Raw genomic sequence first — 15,755 nt, forward strand, 5'->3', positions numbered from 1 at the left:
TTTCCGCAGGAGGTCTCCGGTGCGCCGCTTGCTACTGCCCGTGCTCACGGTGCTCTGCCTCGCTCTGGTCACTCCCCTGCTGGCGACCCCCGCCGCGGCCGACGCCGGGGTCCTCAGGGCCCAGAAACGGCTCAATGCGCTGCACTGCGATGCGGGACCCGCTGACGGACGGCTCGGATCACACACTCGCTCCGCGATCATCCGCTTCCAGTCGAGGCACTGGCTCTCGCAAAGCGGCGTGCTCGGACCGACCACCCGGCGAGCGCTGTACTCGGCCAAGGCCCACCGCTGCGACCTCCGTCCGGTTCCCACGAGCTCAGGATCCGGTCGCCGGATCGTGATCAGCCAGCGCCAGAACTGGATCTGGCTGATCGGGTCGAGCGGTCAGGTCGTCGCCCAAGCCGGGATCGTGGACAACCCGGCCGTCCTGCGCAAGGGCACCTGGCGCACCGGGTCCTACTGCGGGCGCCCGGCACGCGTGGTCCTCAACCAGAGCGGCAGCGTGTGGATGGACAACTTCGTCCGGTTCGCCCCGTGCGGCATCGGCTTCCACCGGATCCCCCGCTACAAGTCGACCGGCCGACAGATGCACGCCGACTACTTCCTCGGGACCAATCTCGCCGGCGACTCGCACGGCTGTGTCCGGCTCAGTCGCGCCATGGCGTTCAAGCTCTGGGACTTCACCGCCGGCCGTCGTACGACGGTCCGGGTGATGTGAGGGCAGGTCGGGACCTTCCCCGGGCAGATCCTGCAACGGACTAGTCCGAAAGGACTAGGAACCAGCGACGGAAACCACCGGATCGACGGATCCTGCCGTGAGCCCGCTCGATTAGCGTTCGGAGAACACTGACGCGCGGAACGGAAGGACTCGGCCATGACGACCACTGCCCTGTCGTCCCCCGCCGTCCGGACCACCGTGCGTCCCGCGTCCATCCGCAGCCGGATGGCCCGTCTCATCGTCGTGACAGCCCTGCTCGACCTCGTCACGGTCGCCCTGGCCGCGACCACGGCGATCGGCATCAAGTTCGGCTACGGAACCTGGCCGCCGACCGGGATCGAGTGGCTCACGGGTGTCCCGCTCGTCGACTTCGGCTGGATCGTCCCGGTCTGGATGCTGTCACTGGCCCTCGCCGATGCGTACTCGCGCCGGCAGTTCGCCCAGGGCACCGACGAGTTCAAGTGTGTCCTGCGCGGCTCGGTCGGCGCTGCCGGCGCCATCGCCATGCTCGCGTACCTGATCAACTACGACATGTCCCGCGGCTACTTCGCGATCGCGTGGGCCCTCGGCACGGCCGGCCTCCTGCTCGAGCGCTTCGCCGTGCGCGCCGCGGTGACCCATCTGCGGGTGAGCCGTCAACTGTTGCACCGGGTCGTCGTCGTCGGCGACGCGCTCTCCGTGGCCGAGCTGCACTCGGCCCTGGCCCGCCAGCCCGAGCTGGGGTACGGCGTCGTCGGTGCCTGCGTCCCCGAGGCCGCCCCCGACCTGCCGGTCCCGGTGCTGGGCGACCCCCGGCACGCCGCCCGTCTGTGTCGGGAGCACGAGGCGGACACGCTGCTGATCGCGAGCGGCTCCTACGGGTCCTCGGTCGACCTGCGCCAGGTCGGCTGGGACCTCGAGGGCACCGACATCGACCTGATCGTCGTGCCGAACCTGATCGACGTGGCCGGCCCCCGCATCCACATGCGCCCGGTCGCCGGACTTCCGTTCCTCCACGTCGAACCGCCCCAGGTGGCCCGAGCCATGCGTTGGGGCAAGGCCGCCTTCGACCGGATCGGGTCCCTCGCCCTGATCACAGCGCTGCTTCCCGTCTTCATCGCTGTCGCAGTCGCGATCAAGCTCGATGGCCGCGGCCCCCTGTTCTACCGGCACCGCCGGATCGGCCTGAACGGCCAGGAGTTCGGTGTGTGGAAGTTCCGCAGCATGTCGGTCGACGCCGATCGCGCGCACGGATCGCTCCTCGACGCACACGGAGCAGATGCCCTTCTCTTCAAGCTCGCCGACGACCCCCGGATCACGCGGGTCGGCAGCTTCCTGCGCCGGTACTCCCTGGACGAGCTTCCCCAGCTGCTCAACGTGCTGGCCGGGCAGATGAGCCTGGTCGGCCCGCGTCCGCAGGTCGCGGCCGAGGTGGCGTCGTACACCGACTCGATGCACCACCGGCTCAAGGTCCGCCCGGGCCTCACCGGACTGTGGCAGGTCTCTGGGCGCTCCAACCTCAGCCAGCCGGAGTCCGCTCGCCTGGACCTCTACTACGTCGAGAACTGGACCATGGCCGGTGACTTGGCGATCCTGGCGCGTACCGTGCGTGCAGTGCTGAAGCACGAAGGTGCGTACTAGGCTCCCTTTCGGAGGCGCCGCCGTGTGTCGTCCACGGAAGGCCACCCACGGAAGCAGGACAGAGGCGTTGAGTTTCTCCGGTGCAGCGACCGCACCACCAGGTCGACGGAGCAGGCTCCTGCTGCTGACCGGCAACTTTCCCCACAGGGAGGGCGACTTCCCGTTCGTCGCTCCTGAGATCGGCGCCCTGGCCGGGCGGTTCGATGAGGTCGTCGTCGCCAGCTTCCACGGTCCCAGCGGGCCCGGAGTCCCACAGGCAGAGCTGCCGCCGAACTGCCGTTACGTCGGGCCGCTGCGACCTGGGTCCCTGTGCCTGTCGCTGCGTGGCATCGCCAGCCTGCACCGAATGCGGACGATGTGGTCGGCCCTTCGCCTCGGTCGATCGAGCAACGAGTCCCACCTCATCGCGGACCTCAAGGCATGCCGGGTCGGCCTCGCCATCGCAGCGGACCCGCGCCTTCAGGCCGACCGGGGCAGCGAAGCCGTCACCACGGTCTACTCGTTCTGGGGCCTCGAAGCGGGGCTCGCGATCCCGTGGCTGGCCGCGCAGCCGTCCACCCACGCACTGGTACGGCTGCACCGGTTCGACCTGTACGACGACGTGACGGGCTACCACCCGCTTCGCCCCGCACTCTTCCGGGCAGCGGACGCCATCCTCGCCATCTCGGACCACGGACGCGCCCACCTGCTTGATCGCTATCCCCCGATCCCTGCCGATCACGTCCTCGTCAGTCGGCTGGGGGTCGCAGGACCTGCTCAGGTCCCCGTCAACCGGCGGGTTGATCCGTTCGCCGTGGTCAGCTGCTCGTCGGTCACGGAGACCAAGGCAGTCGACCGCATTCTGGAGGTGGTGGCATCGCTCGCCCGGAGCGGCTTCGCCATCCGCTGGACCCACTTCGGCGACGGTCCCGGCCTCGAAGACCTCCGCATCCGTGCCGTCGCTCTCACCGTGGCCACACCGGGGCTGGAGGTCGAGCTCGCGGGCTGGAGGTCCAATGACGACGTGCTGGCCCATTACCGGCAAGCCCAGGTCGACCTCTTCGTCAACCTCAGTCGCTCCGAGGGTGTGCCGGTCAGCTTGATGGAGGCAGCCGCATGGGGCGTCCCCCTCCTCGCCACTGATGTCGGCGGTGTCGCGGAAATCGTCGGCGCCGAGCTCGGATCAGGACTCCTGGTCGACCCGACCTCCTCGACCGACCAGATCGCCGCCCAGGCACTCGAGATCCTCCGGTCGGCGACGGGACGATTCGCACCACGCCAGGTGTGGGCGAACCGCTTCGACGCCACCGCGACCAGCGTGCGCGCGGCCGACCTCGTCGCAGGAGTCGCCGCGAGCCCTGCCGCAGGACCGAACGGTTCGTGGTGCCCATGACCTCGTTCCGGGCGAACGTCGCGACCCTGGCCGGGGCGAATGCGGTCGCCCAGGGCACCACTCTCCTGACCCTGCCGATCCTCAGCCGTGTGTACGCACCGTCGGACTTCGGGCTGCTCGCCGCCTACCTGGCCCTGGCCGCTCTGCTGGCGGTGCTGGCGACGCTGCGGTACGAGCTGGCCATCCCGCTTGCGACGGACGATGACGACGCAGAGGCGCTCAGCCAGGCAACGCGGCGCATCGTCCTGATCGCATCGGCGCTCACGCTCGTGGTCACCCTGGCCGTCGCTGCCGCGCACCGCGAAGGGCTGATCGGCCTCGACTGTCCCGTGTGGTTCCTCACCTTGGGTCTCTTCGTCCTGCTTGCCGGCGAGGCGTCCATCCTCAATTACGGATTCACGCGAACCGCTTCCTTCCGCGCCCAGGGCATCAGCCGGATCGTCCAGGCCATCACCACGGCCGCGGCGCAGATCATCTTGAGCACGACCCTGCTGGCGTCCGCCGGCGGGCTCATCCTGGGAGCGCTGATCGGGCAGCTGTCCTGCGTCGTCGCGCTGAGAATCAGTCGCGACCAACGCGGTTCCCGGACTGCCCCGTCGACCGCGTCGCGACGATCCGTCCTGCGTCGCTATCGCCGGATGCCGCTGCTCAACGGTCCCAATGCACTGGCTGACGCAGCGCGAACCAACGGCATCAATCTGCTCATCGGCAACCATTCGTACGACACCCTGGGTCAGTTCGCCATGGCGATGCGCGTCGTCCAGGCGCCGGTGGGGATCCTCGCCTCCGCGATCGCCCAGGTCTCGTACCAACGGATGGCGACGGCGGCCGCCGGCGAGCTTCGCGGGATGGTCCTCCAGAGCGTCCAGCGTGCACTGGCCGTCGGCGCGATCCCCTTCGCCGTACTCTTCCTGGTCGCTCCGACCTTGGTACCGGCGGTACTCGGGCCCTCATGGACCGACGCGGGCACCTACGCCCAGATCCTCACGCCGTGGCTGTACCTGAACCTGGCGACGTCTCCCATCTCGATGGTCTACCTGGTGACCGAACGCCAGGGCACCTTGCTGACCTTCTCGCTGGTCTACATGGTTGCCCCCATGGTGTGCCTGGTGCTGCTGGGCACGAACCTGACGCATGCCGTCGTAGCGATGTCCGCCGTGATGACCGTCCTACTGGTGTTCTTCGTCTTCCTTGCGGTGTCGGTCGCAGCGGCCCACGACCGGAGCTCCGACCCCGTGGTTCCGGCTACCTGACCAGCGTGGCCCAGAGCGATCGGTGGCGTGCCGTCGACGTGTCGATCGCATGGTCCCGTAGGACGCGCTGGCGCGCCCCCTGCCCGAACGCGACCCGAGCGCCTTCGTCCGCTAGGGCCAGCCGAATCGCATCTGCCAGCGCCGAGATCGACTCCGTCTGATCGGGCGCCAGGACCCACCCGGCGCCGCCGAGGATCCCGCCGGACCCGGGCGTACTGGCCACGACCGGGGCTCCGGTGGCCATCGCCTCGAGCAATGCGATCGACAAGCCCTCCCAGCGCGAGGGCACGACGACGAGGGTCGCGCGCCTCATCCATGCGTCGGGGGCTCCGGTCCCTACCATCCGGACCCGGTCCGCCACGCCCAGTTCGCTCGCCAACTGCTGGAGGTGCCCGCGCGCCGGCCCATCGCCCAGGAGCACCAACTGCACGTCGTCGAGCTCGGCCAGGGCACGGATCAGGATGTCCTGACCCTTCTGTCTGGCCAGGCGACCGACGACCAGCAGCATCGCAGGTTCTCGCGGTTCGGCGGACGGCGCGAAGCGCGTGATGTCCACACCGTTCGCTATCACCTCGATGCGGCCACGACCGTGGAGCACCGTTTCCCCGTCCTGGGCTTCGGAGTCCGACACCGCGACGATTCGATCAGTCGCAGGAGCAAGGAGTCGCTCCATCTGACGGTAGACACCGCCCAGGCGCCCCCCGGTGTGCCATGACCACCCGTGCGGCATGAACACCGAGGCGGGGCGCCGTCTGCGTGGCAGGCTCAACAGCGCCAGGCGCCCCAACAGGCCGGCCTTGCTGGAGTGGAGCACGACGACGTCGTACGCCACCAGGAGACGGCGCAGTCGCCACCAGTGAACGATGTCCTTCCAGCCCGGCAGTCGCGTCATCGGCACGTCGATCCAGCCGCCGCCGGCGGCGCGGACGTCCCCGGCCAAGTGGCCCGACGGACCCGTCGCCACATCAGCGACCCCGCGGTGCGCGATCCCTGACGCGACCAGGTTTGCCACCACGACAGCGGTCCCCTCGCTGGTCGGCTGGCTGACGTGGAGCACACGCATGAAAGCGGATCGCCGTGTCTGGATCATCGGTCGTTCCGCAAGAAGGGGGCCAGCGCGCGTCGTACCCGGACTACGGCACGACGCGGCGAGAGGTAGAGCACCGCCGAGCGAGCCAAGCCCCAGACAGCACGGGGCGTCGGGCTGAAGTTGTCGAGCATGATCTTGATCCGGCTCCGGATCTGACGCCGCCGGCGGAGCGACGAAATGGCATCGGGATCGACTGCGTACCGGAGGACGACTTCGCGAAGACTCCTTGCCTCGCCGACCTTCGCGATCGACCAGAACCAGGCATAGTCCTCTGCCGCCGGCCGGTCCACGGGGTAGGTGCCGACCCGGTCGATCACAGCCGATCGGAAGATGACCGACGGGTGCAGGAACGCCGAGTTGACGCGGAGGCGGCGCAGCGCGCCAGCCCACGTGGTCGGGAAGTACTCCAGGTGCGTCTGTCCGTCAGGAGTCGCGAATTCCGCCGCCCCACCGAGCAGGAGCAGCTCGGGGTGCCGGTCCATTTCGTCGAGCTGGAGGCGGAACCTTTCGGGCAGGCACGTGTCGCCACAATCGAGGCGAGCGACGTAGGTGTACGACGCTGCAGACCGCAGACCATGGTTCAGGGCTTCCGCGATGCCGACGTTCCGAGGCAGGGTTTCGACTCGCACCTGGAACGGCCACGAGCGCCCGACAACGGACGCGGACGCGGGAGCCCGAACGCTGCCGTCGTCGACAACCAGCACGTCGAGTCGCCGGCCGGGATCAACGATCGAGTCGAGCGACATCACCAACTTCTCGCCGGCCTCGTAGTACGGGATCAGGACGAGACAGTCCGCCACACCCAGTCCGCCCTTCCCTCCGTACGCAACCGCGCTGCGCCGAAGTCTATCGACGGGCGCTCACTAGGGTGAGTGAGTGCGAGTCCTTCACGTGACACCGGTCCGCGATCCCGCGAACCCCTTGCTGACCGGACTTCTGGAGCAGGTCCGCGCAGAGCAGGCTGCAGCCGACGACCACGGCCTCACCTGGGACGCACGCATCTTCACCCGCGGAAACCTTCCGCCCACCCTCGATCCCTTGCGCGCGAGCTCCGACTCAGCCGAGCCACGCTCTGGACCCGTCCTGCGCCGGGCGCTGGACCGACAGTCCCACCTCACGGCTCTCTACAGGTGGCTCGTCGACATTCAGGACGACTACGACGTGATCCTCCTCCGTCATTTGCAGTACGACACTCATCGGCCGTCCGCAGCACGCAAGCTGCGGGTCCCGTTCCTGTCCGTTCATCACACTCTCGAGGTGCCCGAGATCCGGCTCTCAGGTGGCATCAGTGGACGGATGCGCGAGATTGCCGAACGGAGCATCGGCGTGCGGGCAATTCGAGCCGGCGACGGGATCGTCGGCGTCACCTCAGAGATCACCGAGTACGAGCAACGCCGGGCTCGAACCGATCTACCGACCTTCGTGCTTCCCAATGGAATCGATCCCCACGGTGTCGAGCTGCTGGACGACCGCAGAGGCGAGGTACCCGAGCTCCTCTTCGTCGCCAGCACTTTCGCACCGTGGCAGGGGGTCGACCTCCTGATGGACGCCGTTCGGGACTCATCTGAGGCCTTCGTGCTCCATCTCGTCGGCACCATCCCCGATGGTGCGTTGCCGCCCGGACCGCTGGATCCGCGCGTCCGACTCCACGGACACCGCTCACGAAGCGAGATAAACGACATCGCCGCCACAGCATGGCTCGGCCTGTCCGCGTTTGCTCTCGAACGAAAGCAGATGACTGAAGCCTGCAGCCTCAAGGTCCGGGAGTACCTCGCGTCCGGACTCCCGACCTATGCCGGTCACCGCGACGTCTTTCCCCCCAGCGAGTTCTTCTTCAGGACGGGACCGGTGTCGATGAACGCCATCTTGTCCTATGCACACGAGATGCGTCGTCAGTCCCGGGAGGACGTCCGGCGAGCCAGTCTGCCCCATGTCGCGAAGGCAACCATCCTGACCACGGTCAGTGCTCAGCTCGCGCGGGCGTATGGCACCGGGACAGCGCAGGACTGATCAGCTGAGTGCTGACCCTGCCAGATAGTCGGGCCACCTGATGTTCCAGTCGCCGTAGCCATTCCAAGACTCCATCGGCCGGTTCGTGCCGACGTACTGGACGACGTCGCCGCGGCGGGTCATGTTGTAGAGCCAGGCCGCGTTGGCGGTGCTCATGCCGGTGCAGCCGTGGGAGACGTTCTCGTGGCCCTGGGAGCCGACCGACCACGGGGCGGCGTGGATGAACTCACCGGAGTTCGTCAGGCGCATCGCCCACTTCACGTCGTCGAGGTCGTAGGCCTCGGACGAGCCCGCCGGGATGCCGACGGTCTCGGAGTTCATCCGGCGGGTCGCGAACTTCTCCATGATCACCTTCGTGCCGGACCGGGTGATGAAGCCCGCCTTGCCCGTCGTGATCGGGATGGTGCGCAGCAGCTTGCCGTTGGAGAGGACCTTCATCTGGTGGGTCTTCGCGTTGACCTTGTAGACGTGCGCGTCGCCGACAGTGAAGGCGAGGTCACGATCTTCCTGGCCGTAGACGCCACCGCCGGCAGAGACGCTGTTGATGTCGATGTTGACGCTGACCTTCGAGCCGGCCTTCCAGTAGGCCTGCGGACGCCAGTGGGCTTCCTTGTCGCTCACCCATCGCCACGACCCGGCCTGGGCTGGGACCGCAGTGACCTTCATCTTCGTCTCGAAGGCGGCCTTGTCGGTCACGGGGAGATCGAAGGTGACGACCACGGGCATGCCGATGCCGACCTTCTCGCCGTCGAGCGGCGAGACCGAGGGATAGGTCTGCTGGGAAAGTGCGAGCGTCTGGGTCGTGAAGACCGTGTCGCTGTCGGCCTGGGTGCCCTCGGCGTTCGTGGCAGTGGCGAGGACGCGGTAGCGGACGCCCGGCTCGAGCCGGTCGCTGGCGATCCAGCGTCCACTGGCCTGGTCCACCGCGCCCTTGAGCGGACCTGCCGCCGACCGGACCTTCACCGTCTTCAGCGCACCGTCCACGGCCGCAACGCGCAGGATCGTGTCGACGGGGACGTTCGTCGCACCGGCCTTGACGTTGGTGCGCACCGACGCCTGGACCGCGGCTGCGGCCGTCGTCTCGGCGGTGCCATCGTCACTGGCGCCGGGAAGCACGCCCGAGCCGTCGCAACCGGCTGCCACCACCGCAATGAGGGACAGGACGGCACAAGAGCGCACCAAGTAGGCGCGACGGGGCGTAATGGACACCAGAGAAGGGTACCTGCCACAACCTCACCAGAACCGCTGGAAACACGTTGGCGGTGTCACACCGTGAGGTGCGACACCGCCAACGAGATCAGCGTCAGACGTACTGACTCCAGGGAATCAGTGGGCGTACTCGCCGCGGTAGTACTCGTAGATCCAGCCCGGCACGGCCAGCGCACCGAGGACGAACCCGATGATCACGAGCCACCAGGCCAGCACGGCCACGGCGAAGACGATCACGCCGAGAGCGGCGGCGCACCACAGCGGCCACCAGGAGTACGGCGGGAAGAAGCCGAGCTCGCCCGCGCCGTCAGCGATCTCGCCGTCCTTGCGGTCCTCCGGCCGGGCGTCCATCCGCCGGGCGTGGAAGCCGAGGTACAGCGTCATCATCGCGCAGAGCAGCGTGGTCATGACCAGGGCGGACGTGCCGGTCCAGTCGCCGCAGTTCTCCTTGCCGCAGCGGGTGCCGGCGTCGGTGATGAACCAGTAGGCCGGTGAGACCAGGACCAGGAAGATCGTGGTCAGGCCGAAGATCCAGGCTTCGATCTTCATCAGTGGTCACCGTCCTGCTTCTTGATCTGCTCTTCCAGGTGCTCGGCGCGCCCCTCGGTGTCCGGCAGGTCGCCCACACCGTTGCCCTCGAACTCTGCCGGGTTGTCGTACATCTCGATCGCGGCGATCTCCGGGTGGTGGAGGTCGAAGGCAGGCGACTCGGAGCGGATCCGCGGCAGGGTGTGGAAGTTGTGACGCGGCGGCGGGCAGCTCGTGGCCCACTCCAGCGACCGGCCCCAGCCCCACGGGTCGTCGGTGTTGACCAGCGGGCTCTTGCGCGAGACGTACACGTTGTAGAAGAACGGCAGCATCGAGGAGGCGAGCACGAAGGCACCGATCGTCGACACCTGGTTCAGCGTCTCGAAGCCATCGCCGGGCAAGTAGTCCGCGTAGCGACGCGGCATGCCCTCGATGCCCAGCCAGTGCTGGATGAGGAAGGTCGTGTGGAAACCGATGAACAACAGCCAGAAGTGGATCTTGCCCAGTCGTTCGTCGAGCATTCGTCCGGTGAGCTTCGGCCACCAGAAGTAGAAGCCCGCGAACATCGCGAACACCACCGTGCCGAACACCGTGTAGTGGAAGTGCGCCACCACGAAGTACGAGTCGGACACGTGGAAGTCCAGCGGCGGGCTGGCCAGGATGATGCCGGTCAGGCCACCGAAGAGGAACGTCGTGAGGAAGCCGATCGACCACAGCATGGGTGTGTCCATGCGTACTGATCCGCCCCACATCGTGCCGATCCAGTTGAAGAACTTCACGCCGGTCGGAACCGCGATCAGGAACGTCATGCCGGAGAAGAACGCCAGGTTGACCGCACCGGTGACGAACATGTGGTGTGCCCACACCGCCACCGAGAGGATCGCGATGCCGAGCGTGGCGCCGACCAGGCCGACGTAGCCGAAGATCGGCTTGCGGCTGAAGACCGGCAGGATCTCGGAGATGATGCCGAAGAACGGCAGGGCGATGATGTAGACCTCTGGGTGCCCGAAGAACCAGAACAGGTGTTGCCAGAGGATCGCGCCACCTGTCGAGGTGTCGAAGACGTGGGCACCGAGTTGTCGATCAGCCTCGAGCGAGAGCAGCGCACCGGCGAGGATCGGGAAGGCGATCAGCACGAGGATCGCCGTGATCAGCACGGTCCACACGAAGATCGGCATCCGGAACATCGTCATGCCGGGCGCGCGCATGCAGATGATCGTGGTGATGAAGTTGACCGCACCCAGGATCGTGCCGAGACCGGCCATCCACAGGCCCATGATCCACAGGTCGCCACCGACGCCGGGGCTGTTCACCGAGTCGGACAGCGGGGTGTAGGCGAACCAGCCGAAGGACGCAGCGCCCTGCGGGGTGAGGAAGCCGGCACCGGCGATGAGACCACCGAACAGGTACAGCCAGTAGCTGAACATGTTCAGGCGCGGGAACGCGACGTCGGGCGCACCGATCTGCAGCGGCATGATCGCGTTGCCGAAGCCGAAGAACAGCGGCGTCGCGAAGAGCAGCAGCATGATCGTGCCGTGCATCGTGAAGAGCTGGTTGTAGAGCTCCTCGTTGACGATCTGGCTGCCCGGGTAGGCGAGCTCCGACCGGATGAGCAGCGCCATGATTCCGCCGGCGATGAACCAGGCCATGGCCGTACCGAAGTACAGGTTGCCGATCAGCTTGTGGTCGGTCGTGGTCAGCACCCGCACGACCTGCTGGCCGAGCGGCTTGCGCTCGGTGAGGTCCGCGGAGCGAGTGGCAGTCGCGGTCACTCGTGCCCTCCCTCGTCGTCGTGGATGAGGTTCTCGGAGTAGACGCCGCCGTCGACGGGCTCCTCGGAGACGTGCTCGGGGTCAGCGGCCAGCTCGGCCAGGTACGCGTCGTACTCCGCGTCGGTGACGACCTTGACCGTGAAGAGCATCCGCGAGTGGTAGGCGCCGCACAGCTCGTAGCACTTGCCGTCGTAGACACCGGTCTCGGTAGGCGTCACCTGGTAGGAGTTGTCGTTGCCGGGAACGACGTCCATGCGCATGGCGAAGGACGGGATGCCGAAGTTGTGGATCACGTCGGGGCTGTACAGCTGGAACTCGACGGTCTTGTGGACCGGAATGACCAGCTGCGGGATGTCCTCGCCCGTACCGGCGACGTAGAGGTTCTTGCCGCCCGCAGCCTCGCTGTCGGGGTAGTTGAACGTCCACGACCACTTCTGGCCGACCACCTTGACGATGACGTCCGGGTTCGGGTCGTGCTCGAGCGCGATGTTCTGCACCCGCACCGTCTGGGCGAAGAACGCAACCACCATCACGATCGGGAAGATCGTGTAGAAGATCTCGATCGGCAGGTTGTAGCGCGTCTGGACCGGGACCTCGTCGTCACTGCGACGACGGAACCAGATCGGGACACCAATGATGAGCGCCCACGTGATCACGCCGGTGACGAGAGCAGCGATCCACGCGCCCTGCCACAACAGGAGGATGTGCTCACCCTGTTCGGACTTGATCTCCGGCATGCCGAACCGTTCCCACTGGGTATCGGTCGAACATCCGGACAACGCGAACGCGAGTACGACGATGCCGGCGAGCGGGATCACGCGGCGCAATTGCCGACGAGGTCCACGCGTGCGCTCGGGTAGCCACCAGCCCACGAACGAGCCTTCCTCTCGAGGGTCAGAACAATTGCGAACACTAGCGGAGACGGGACTCGTGCGGGGCGTGGGGTCAGTGGTTCGGGATCGGCGCGGCGTGCGCGCACCGCTCCCCTGCCCCTCATCTATCGTCGCCCTGTGAGCAGCACGCCTGAGGTGTACCTCGACGCGGCGTCGTCGCAGCGCCTGCACCCCGCAGCGCACGACACGCTGCTCGCTGCGCTCGAGCGGGGGTACGGCGACCCGCGTCGGCTCCACGGTCGCGGCAGGGACGCGCGCCTGCTCCTCGACAACGCCCGCGCCGTGGTCGCCGAGGCGCTGGGTGCCCAACCCGACGAGATCACCTTCACCGCGTCCGGCACCGACGCCGTGCACCGGGGGCTGTTGGGGCTCGCGTCCACGACAGGACTCAGCGGGATCGTGCACAGCGCGGTCGAGCACTCCTCGGTGCTGCATGCCGTCGAGTGGCGTGAGTCGTCTGCCCACGCGAGCATCGCGGTGGACCCGGCCGGTCGGGTCGACCTGGAGGCGCTCGCCGTGGCGTCGCGACGCGACGGCGTGGCCGTGGTCGCCCTGCAGGCCGCCAACCAGGAGGTCGGCACCCTTCAGCCGGTGGACGAGCTCGACCTGCCCGGCGGCGTACCCCTGTTCATGGACGCGGCCGCAGCGGTCGGGCACGTCGTGCTCCCCCGTCGTTGGGACGCCCTCGCCGCCTCCGCCCACAAGTGGGGCGGCCCGGCCGGGGTCGGCGTTCTCGCGGTCCGCCGGGGCACTCGCTGGACCAATCCGTTCCCCGGCGAGGACGAGCTCGAGAACCCGGCCGGCTTCCCGAACGTGCCCGCCGCCCTGGCTGCCGCCGCGGCGCTCCAGGCGGTGCTGGCCGAGCGGGAGCAGGTCGCCACGCGCCAGTTCGAGATGGTCGAGCGGATTCGTCGCGCCGCCGCCGGTCTCCCCGACACCGAGGTGGTCGGGGACCCGATCGCCCGGCTCCCCCACCTGGTGACGTTCTCCTGCCTGTACGTCGGCGGCGACGAGATCGTCACCGACCTCGCGCAACGCGGCTACGGCGTCGCCAGCGGGTCGGCCTGCACCGCCTCCACCCTGGAGCCGAGCCACGTGCTCGCGGCGATGGGCGCCCTGACGCACGGCAACGTCCGGGTGTCACTGGACCGTGACACCACCGACGACCAGGTCGACGGCTTCTGCGCGGCACTCGTCGAGTCCGTCACGGCCATCCGTGCCAGGGCAGGGCTGTGACGATGCTGGAGCTGGACTGCCGGGACCTCCCGTGCCCTCGCCCGATCATCGAGCTGGCGAAGGCGTTGCCGTCGGTTGCCGTCGGCGACCTGCTGGCCGTGGTCGCCCGCGACCCCGCAGCGCGCTACGACGTCCCGGCGTGGTGCCGGATGAGGGGGCAGGAGTACGTCGGCGAGGACCTCGCCGACGACCACCTGCCCCGCTACACCGTGCGGCGGCTCAGCTGAGCCGAGCTCAGACGACGAACTTGCCGACCTCGTCGGCGGCGTCGTCACCGTAGGACGCACGCACCCGGTCGACGAACTGCGCCGTCGTGAAGTCGTACTCCTGGGTGCCGACCGTCTCGACGACGTAGGCGGCGAGGACGCAACCGACCTGGGCGGCACGCTCGAGCGTGGAACCCCACGACAGGGCCGCGAGGAAGCCGGCACGGAACGCGTCACCGACACCGGTGGGCTCCAGGGCCGCGACGTCCTTGGCAGCCGGGATCTCGAACGACGTGCCGTCGTTCGTGGTGACCCGGACGCCGTCCTTGCCGAGCGTGGTGACCTGGATGTCGACCTTCGAGAGCACCTCTTCGGCGCTCCAGCCGGTCTTCTTCTCGATGACGTGCGACTCGTACTCGTTGGAGAACAGGATCGCAGCGCCCTCGATGAGGTCCCGGATCAGGTCACCCTCGGCGAAGGCGAGCTGCTGGGAGCAGTCAGCGATGAACGGGTAGCCACGCTGGCGGCACTCCTCGGTGTGGCGCTTCATCGCGGCCGGGTCGTCCGCGCCGATCAGGACGTACGACGGCGCGCCGACCCGCTCGACGATGGGCGCCAGCTCGATCTGGCTGGCCTCGCTCATCGCGCCCGGGTAGAACGACGCGAACTGCGCCATCGTCGTGTCCGTGGTGCACACGAAGCGCGCGGTGTGCTTGCTGTCGGAGATGTGCACGGAGTCGCAGTCGACGCCGTTGCGCTCGAGCCAGGAGCGGTAGTCGGCGAAGTCCTCGCCGGCAGCGCCGACCAGGACCGGGCGCAGCCCGAGGCGCGCCAGGCCGAAGCACATGTTGGGTGCCACTCCGCCGCGGCGGATCTCGAGGTCGTTGACCAGGAAGGACACCGAGAGCTTGTCGAGCTGATCGACCACCAGCGAGTCCGAGAACTTGCCGGCAAACGTCATCAGATGGTCGGTCGCGATCGATCCAGCGATCAGGAGGGAGCCCGTGGGTTCAGTCACGACACGGAACGTTATCGGACTCGTAACACGAAGTTGGGGCAGTCCCACTGGGTCTACCCAGGAGTAACGCTTAGCGTCGAAGCATGACGCCGTACGAAGAGATCGCCGCCCCCAGCGACCTGCACGCCGACTGCGAGGCGGTCAACCGCCAGCTCGCGAAGGCGGCCGTGCAGGCCACCCGCCCCGCACCCAGCATCCACTTCGACGAATTCCCCCGCGAGATGCCCAAGCGCGGGATCGAGATCTCCGAGGCCGCCCAGCGCCTCGCGAACGCGCTTCAGCTTCATCTCGACTGATTCAGCCGACGCAACGCAAGAGGCCCCCGCCAACCGGCGGGGGCCTCTTGCGTTGCTGAGGATGACTCAGTTGAAGCTGTCACCGCACGCGCACGAGCCGGTCGCGTTCGGGTTGTCGATGGTGAAGCCCTGCTTCTCGATCGTGTCGACGAAGTCGATCACCGCACCGTTGAGGTAGGGGACGCTCATCCGGTCGACGACCACGCCGACGCCGTCGAAGTCGGTCACGACGTCGCCGTCGAGGGTCCGCTCGTCGAAGAAGAGCTGGTAGCGCAGGCCGCTGCAGCCACCGGGCTGCACCGAGATCCGCAGCTGCAGGTCCGAGCGGCCCTCCTGCTCGAGCAGGCTGGCGACCTTCGCGGCCGCAACCGGGCTGATGTTGATCTGGTCTTCACGGCGGTCAAAGGAGACCGGCTCGGCGATGGTCGCCGTCGTACCGGTGGCCTCGGCCTCGTGACTGTGGCCGCCACCGCAGCAGGCGTCGCTCATTCTCACTCCAGGGTGTTGTCCATATTTGGTGTGTCAGAAAGGGGT

Annotated in this window: 16 protein-coding genes; 8 read left to right on the forward strand and 8 right to left on the reverse strand. The window is 67.8% G+C overall.

What is annotated here, in order from left to right; translation table 11 throughout:
* The first annotated feature begins 19 nt into the window (after positions 1-19).
* The 4 genes from ASD84_RS01765 (at position 20) to ASD84_RS01780 (ending at position 4,963) form a co-directional block, all read left to right on the forward strand.
* Positions 20-718: a L,D-transpeptidase family protein gene (locus tag ASD84_RS01765; protein WP_162251477.1), complete on the forward strand. Its 699-nt coding sequence runs from the start codon at positions 20-22 to the stop codon at positions 716-718.
* Between the two features lie 156 nt (positions 719-874).
* On the forward strand, positions 875-2,338 hold the full coding sequence (locus ASD84_RS01770) for a sugar transferase (protein WP_056706129.1): 1,464 nt from the start codon (positions 875-877) through the stop codon (positions 2,336-2,338).
* A gap of 67 nt (positions 2,339-2,405) precedes the next feature.
* Positions 2,406-3,710 carry a glycosyltransferase gene (locus tag ASD84_RS01775; protein WP_056706132.1) on the forward strand — a complete coding sequence of 435 codons (1,305 nt, stop codon included), beginning with the start codon at positions 2,406-2,408 and terminating at the stop codon, positions 3,708-3,710.
* A complete protein-coding gene (locus ASD84_RS01780) occupies positions 3,707-4,963 on the forward strand; it encodes a lipopolysaccharide biosynthesis protein (RefSeq protein ID WP_056706134.1) in 1,257 nt (418 codons plus the stop codon). Before ASD84_RS01775 ends, ASD84_RS01780 begins: the two co-directional genes overlap by 4 nt.
* Here ASD84_RS01780 and ASD84_RS01785 read toward each other — a convergent pair.
* Together ASD84_RS01785 and ASD84_RS01790 are read right to left on the reverse strand one after the other, a co-directional pair.
* Positions 4,956-6,026 carry a glycosyltransferase gene (locus ASD84_RS01785; protein ID WP_162251478.1) on the reverse strand — a complete coding sequence of 357 codons (1,071 nt, stop codon included), beginning with the start codon at positions 6,024-6,026 and terminating at the stop codon, positions 4,956-4,958. The two genes, ASD84_RS01780 and ASD84_RS01785, sit on opposite strands and share 8 nt — an antisense overlap.
* A 23-nt stretch (positions 6,027-6,049) precedes the next feature.
* Positions 6,050-6,853 carry a glycosyltransferase gene (locus ASD84_RS01790; protein ID WP_056706137.1) on the reverse strand — a complete coding sequence of 268 codons (804 nt, stop codon included), beginning with the start codon at positions 6,851-6,853 and terminating at the stop codon, positions 6,050-6,052.
* A 76-nt stretch (positions 6,854-6,929) separates the two neighbouring features.
* Here ASD84_RS01790 and ASD84_RS01795 point away from each other — a divergent pair, with 76 nt between their 5' ends.
* On the forward strand, positions 6,930-8,063 hold the full coding sequence (locus tag ASD84_RS01795) for a glycosyltransferase (protein WP_156391529.1): 1,134 nt from the start codon (positions 6,930-6,932) through the stop codon (positions 8,061-8,063).
* Here the strand turns inward: ASD84_RS01795 and ASD84_RS01800 are convergent, their stop codons facing one another.
* The 4 genes from ASD84_RS01800 to coxB form a co-directional block, all read right to left on the reverse strand.
* Positions 8,064-9,272 (reverse strand): L,D-transpeptidase, encoded by a 1,209-nt coding sequence (locus ASD84_RS01800; protein WP_235530933.1) that lies wholly within the window; start codon positions 9,270-9,272, stop codon positions 8,064-8,066. It lies immediately after the preceding gene.
* A gap of 117 nt (positions 9,273-9,389) precedes the next feature.
* Entirely contained in the window at positions 9,390-9,821 is a 432-nt protein-coding gene (locus ASD84_RS01805) for a cytochrome c oxidase subunit 4 (RefSeq protein ID WP_056706143.1), read from the reverse strand.
* Complete coding sequence (gene ctaD / locus ASD84_RS01810; protein WP_056706145.1) at positions 9,821-11,572, reverse strand: cytochrome c oxidase subunit I; 1,752 nt, start codon at positions 11,570-11,572, stop codon at positions 9,821-9,823. The genes ASD84_RS01805 and ctaD overlap by 1 nt, the downstream gene beginning before the upstream one ends.
* The gene (gene coxB, locus ASD84_RS01815; protein ID WP_056706146.1) at positions 11,569-12,444 is read right to left on the reverse strand and encodes a cytochrome c oxidase subunit II; all 876 of its coding nucleotides are present in this window, start codon (positions 12,442-12,444) and stop codon (positions 11,569-11,571) included. The genes ctaD and coxB overlap by 4 nt, the downstream gene beginning before the upstream one ends.
* Before the next feature lie 138 nt (positions 12,445-12,582).
* On the opposite strand from coxB, the gene ASD84_RS01820 reads away from it, so the two are divergent.
* Entirely contained in the window at positions 12,583-13,701 is a 1,119-nt protein-coding gene (locus ASD84_RS01820) for a cysteine desulfurase family protein (protein WP_056706148.1), read from the forward strand.
* Between the two features lie 2 nt (positions 13,702-13,703).
* Positions 13,704-13,928: a sulfurtransferase TusA family protein gene (locus ASD84_RS01825; RefSeq protein ID WP_082573338.1), complete on the forward strand. Its 225-nt coding sequence runs from the start codon at positions 13,704-13,706 to the stop codon at positions 13,926-13,928.
* A gap of 7 nt (positions 13,929-13,935) precedes the next feature.
* Here the strand turns inward: ASD84_RS01825 and ASD84_RS01830 are convergent, their stop codons facing one another.
* Entirely contained in the window at positions 13,936-14,868 is a 933-nt protein-coding gene (locus ASD84_RS01830) for a carbohydrate kinase family protein (protein WP_056710522.1), read from the reverse strand.
* Between the two features lie 140 nt (positions 14,869-15,008).
* Between ASD84_RS01830 and ASD84_RS01835 the strand changes: the two genes are divergently transcribed.
* Positions 15,009-15,221 (forward strand): hypothetical protein, encoded by a 213-nt coding sequence (locus ASD84_RS01835; protein ID WP_056706150.1) that lies wholly within the window; start codon positions 15,009-15,011, stop codon positions 15,219-15,221.
* Positions 15,222-15,287: 66 nt separating this feature from the next.
* Here the strand turns inward: ASD84_RS01835 and ASD84_RS01840 are convergent, their stop codons facing one another.
* Positions 15,288-15,710 (reverse strand): HesB/IscA family protein, encoded by a 423-nt coding sequence (locus tag ASD84_RS01840; RefSeq protein ID WP_082573096.1) that lies wholly within the window; start codon positions 15,708-15,710, stop codon positions 15,288-15,290.
* Positions 15,711-15,755 lie beyond the last annotated feature (45 nt).

The sequence above is a fragment of the Nocardioides sp. Root682 genome (assembly GCF_001427795.1).
Classification (GTDB): Bacteria; Actinomycetota; Actinomycetes; order Propionibacteriales; family Nocardioidaceae; genus Nocardioides.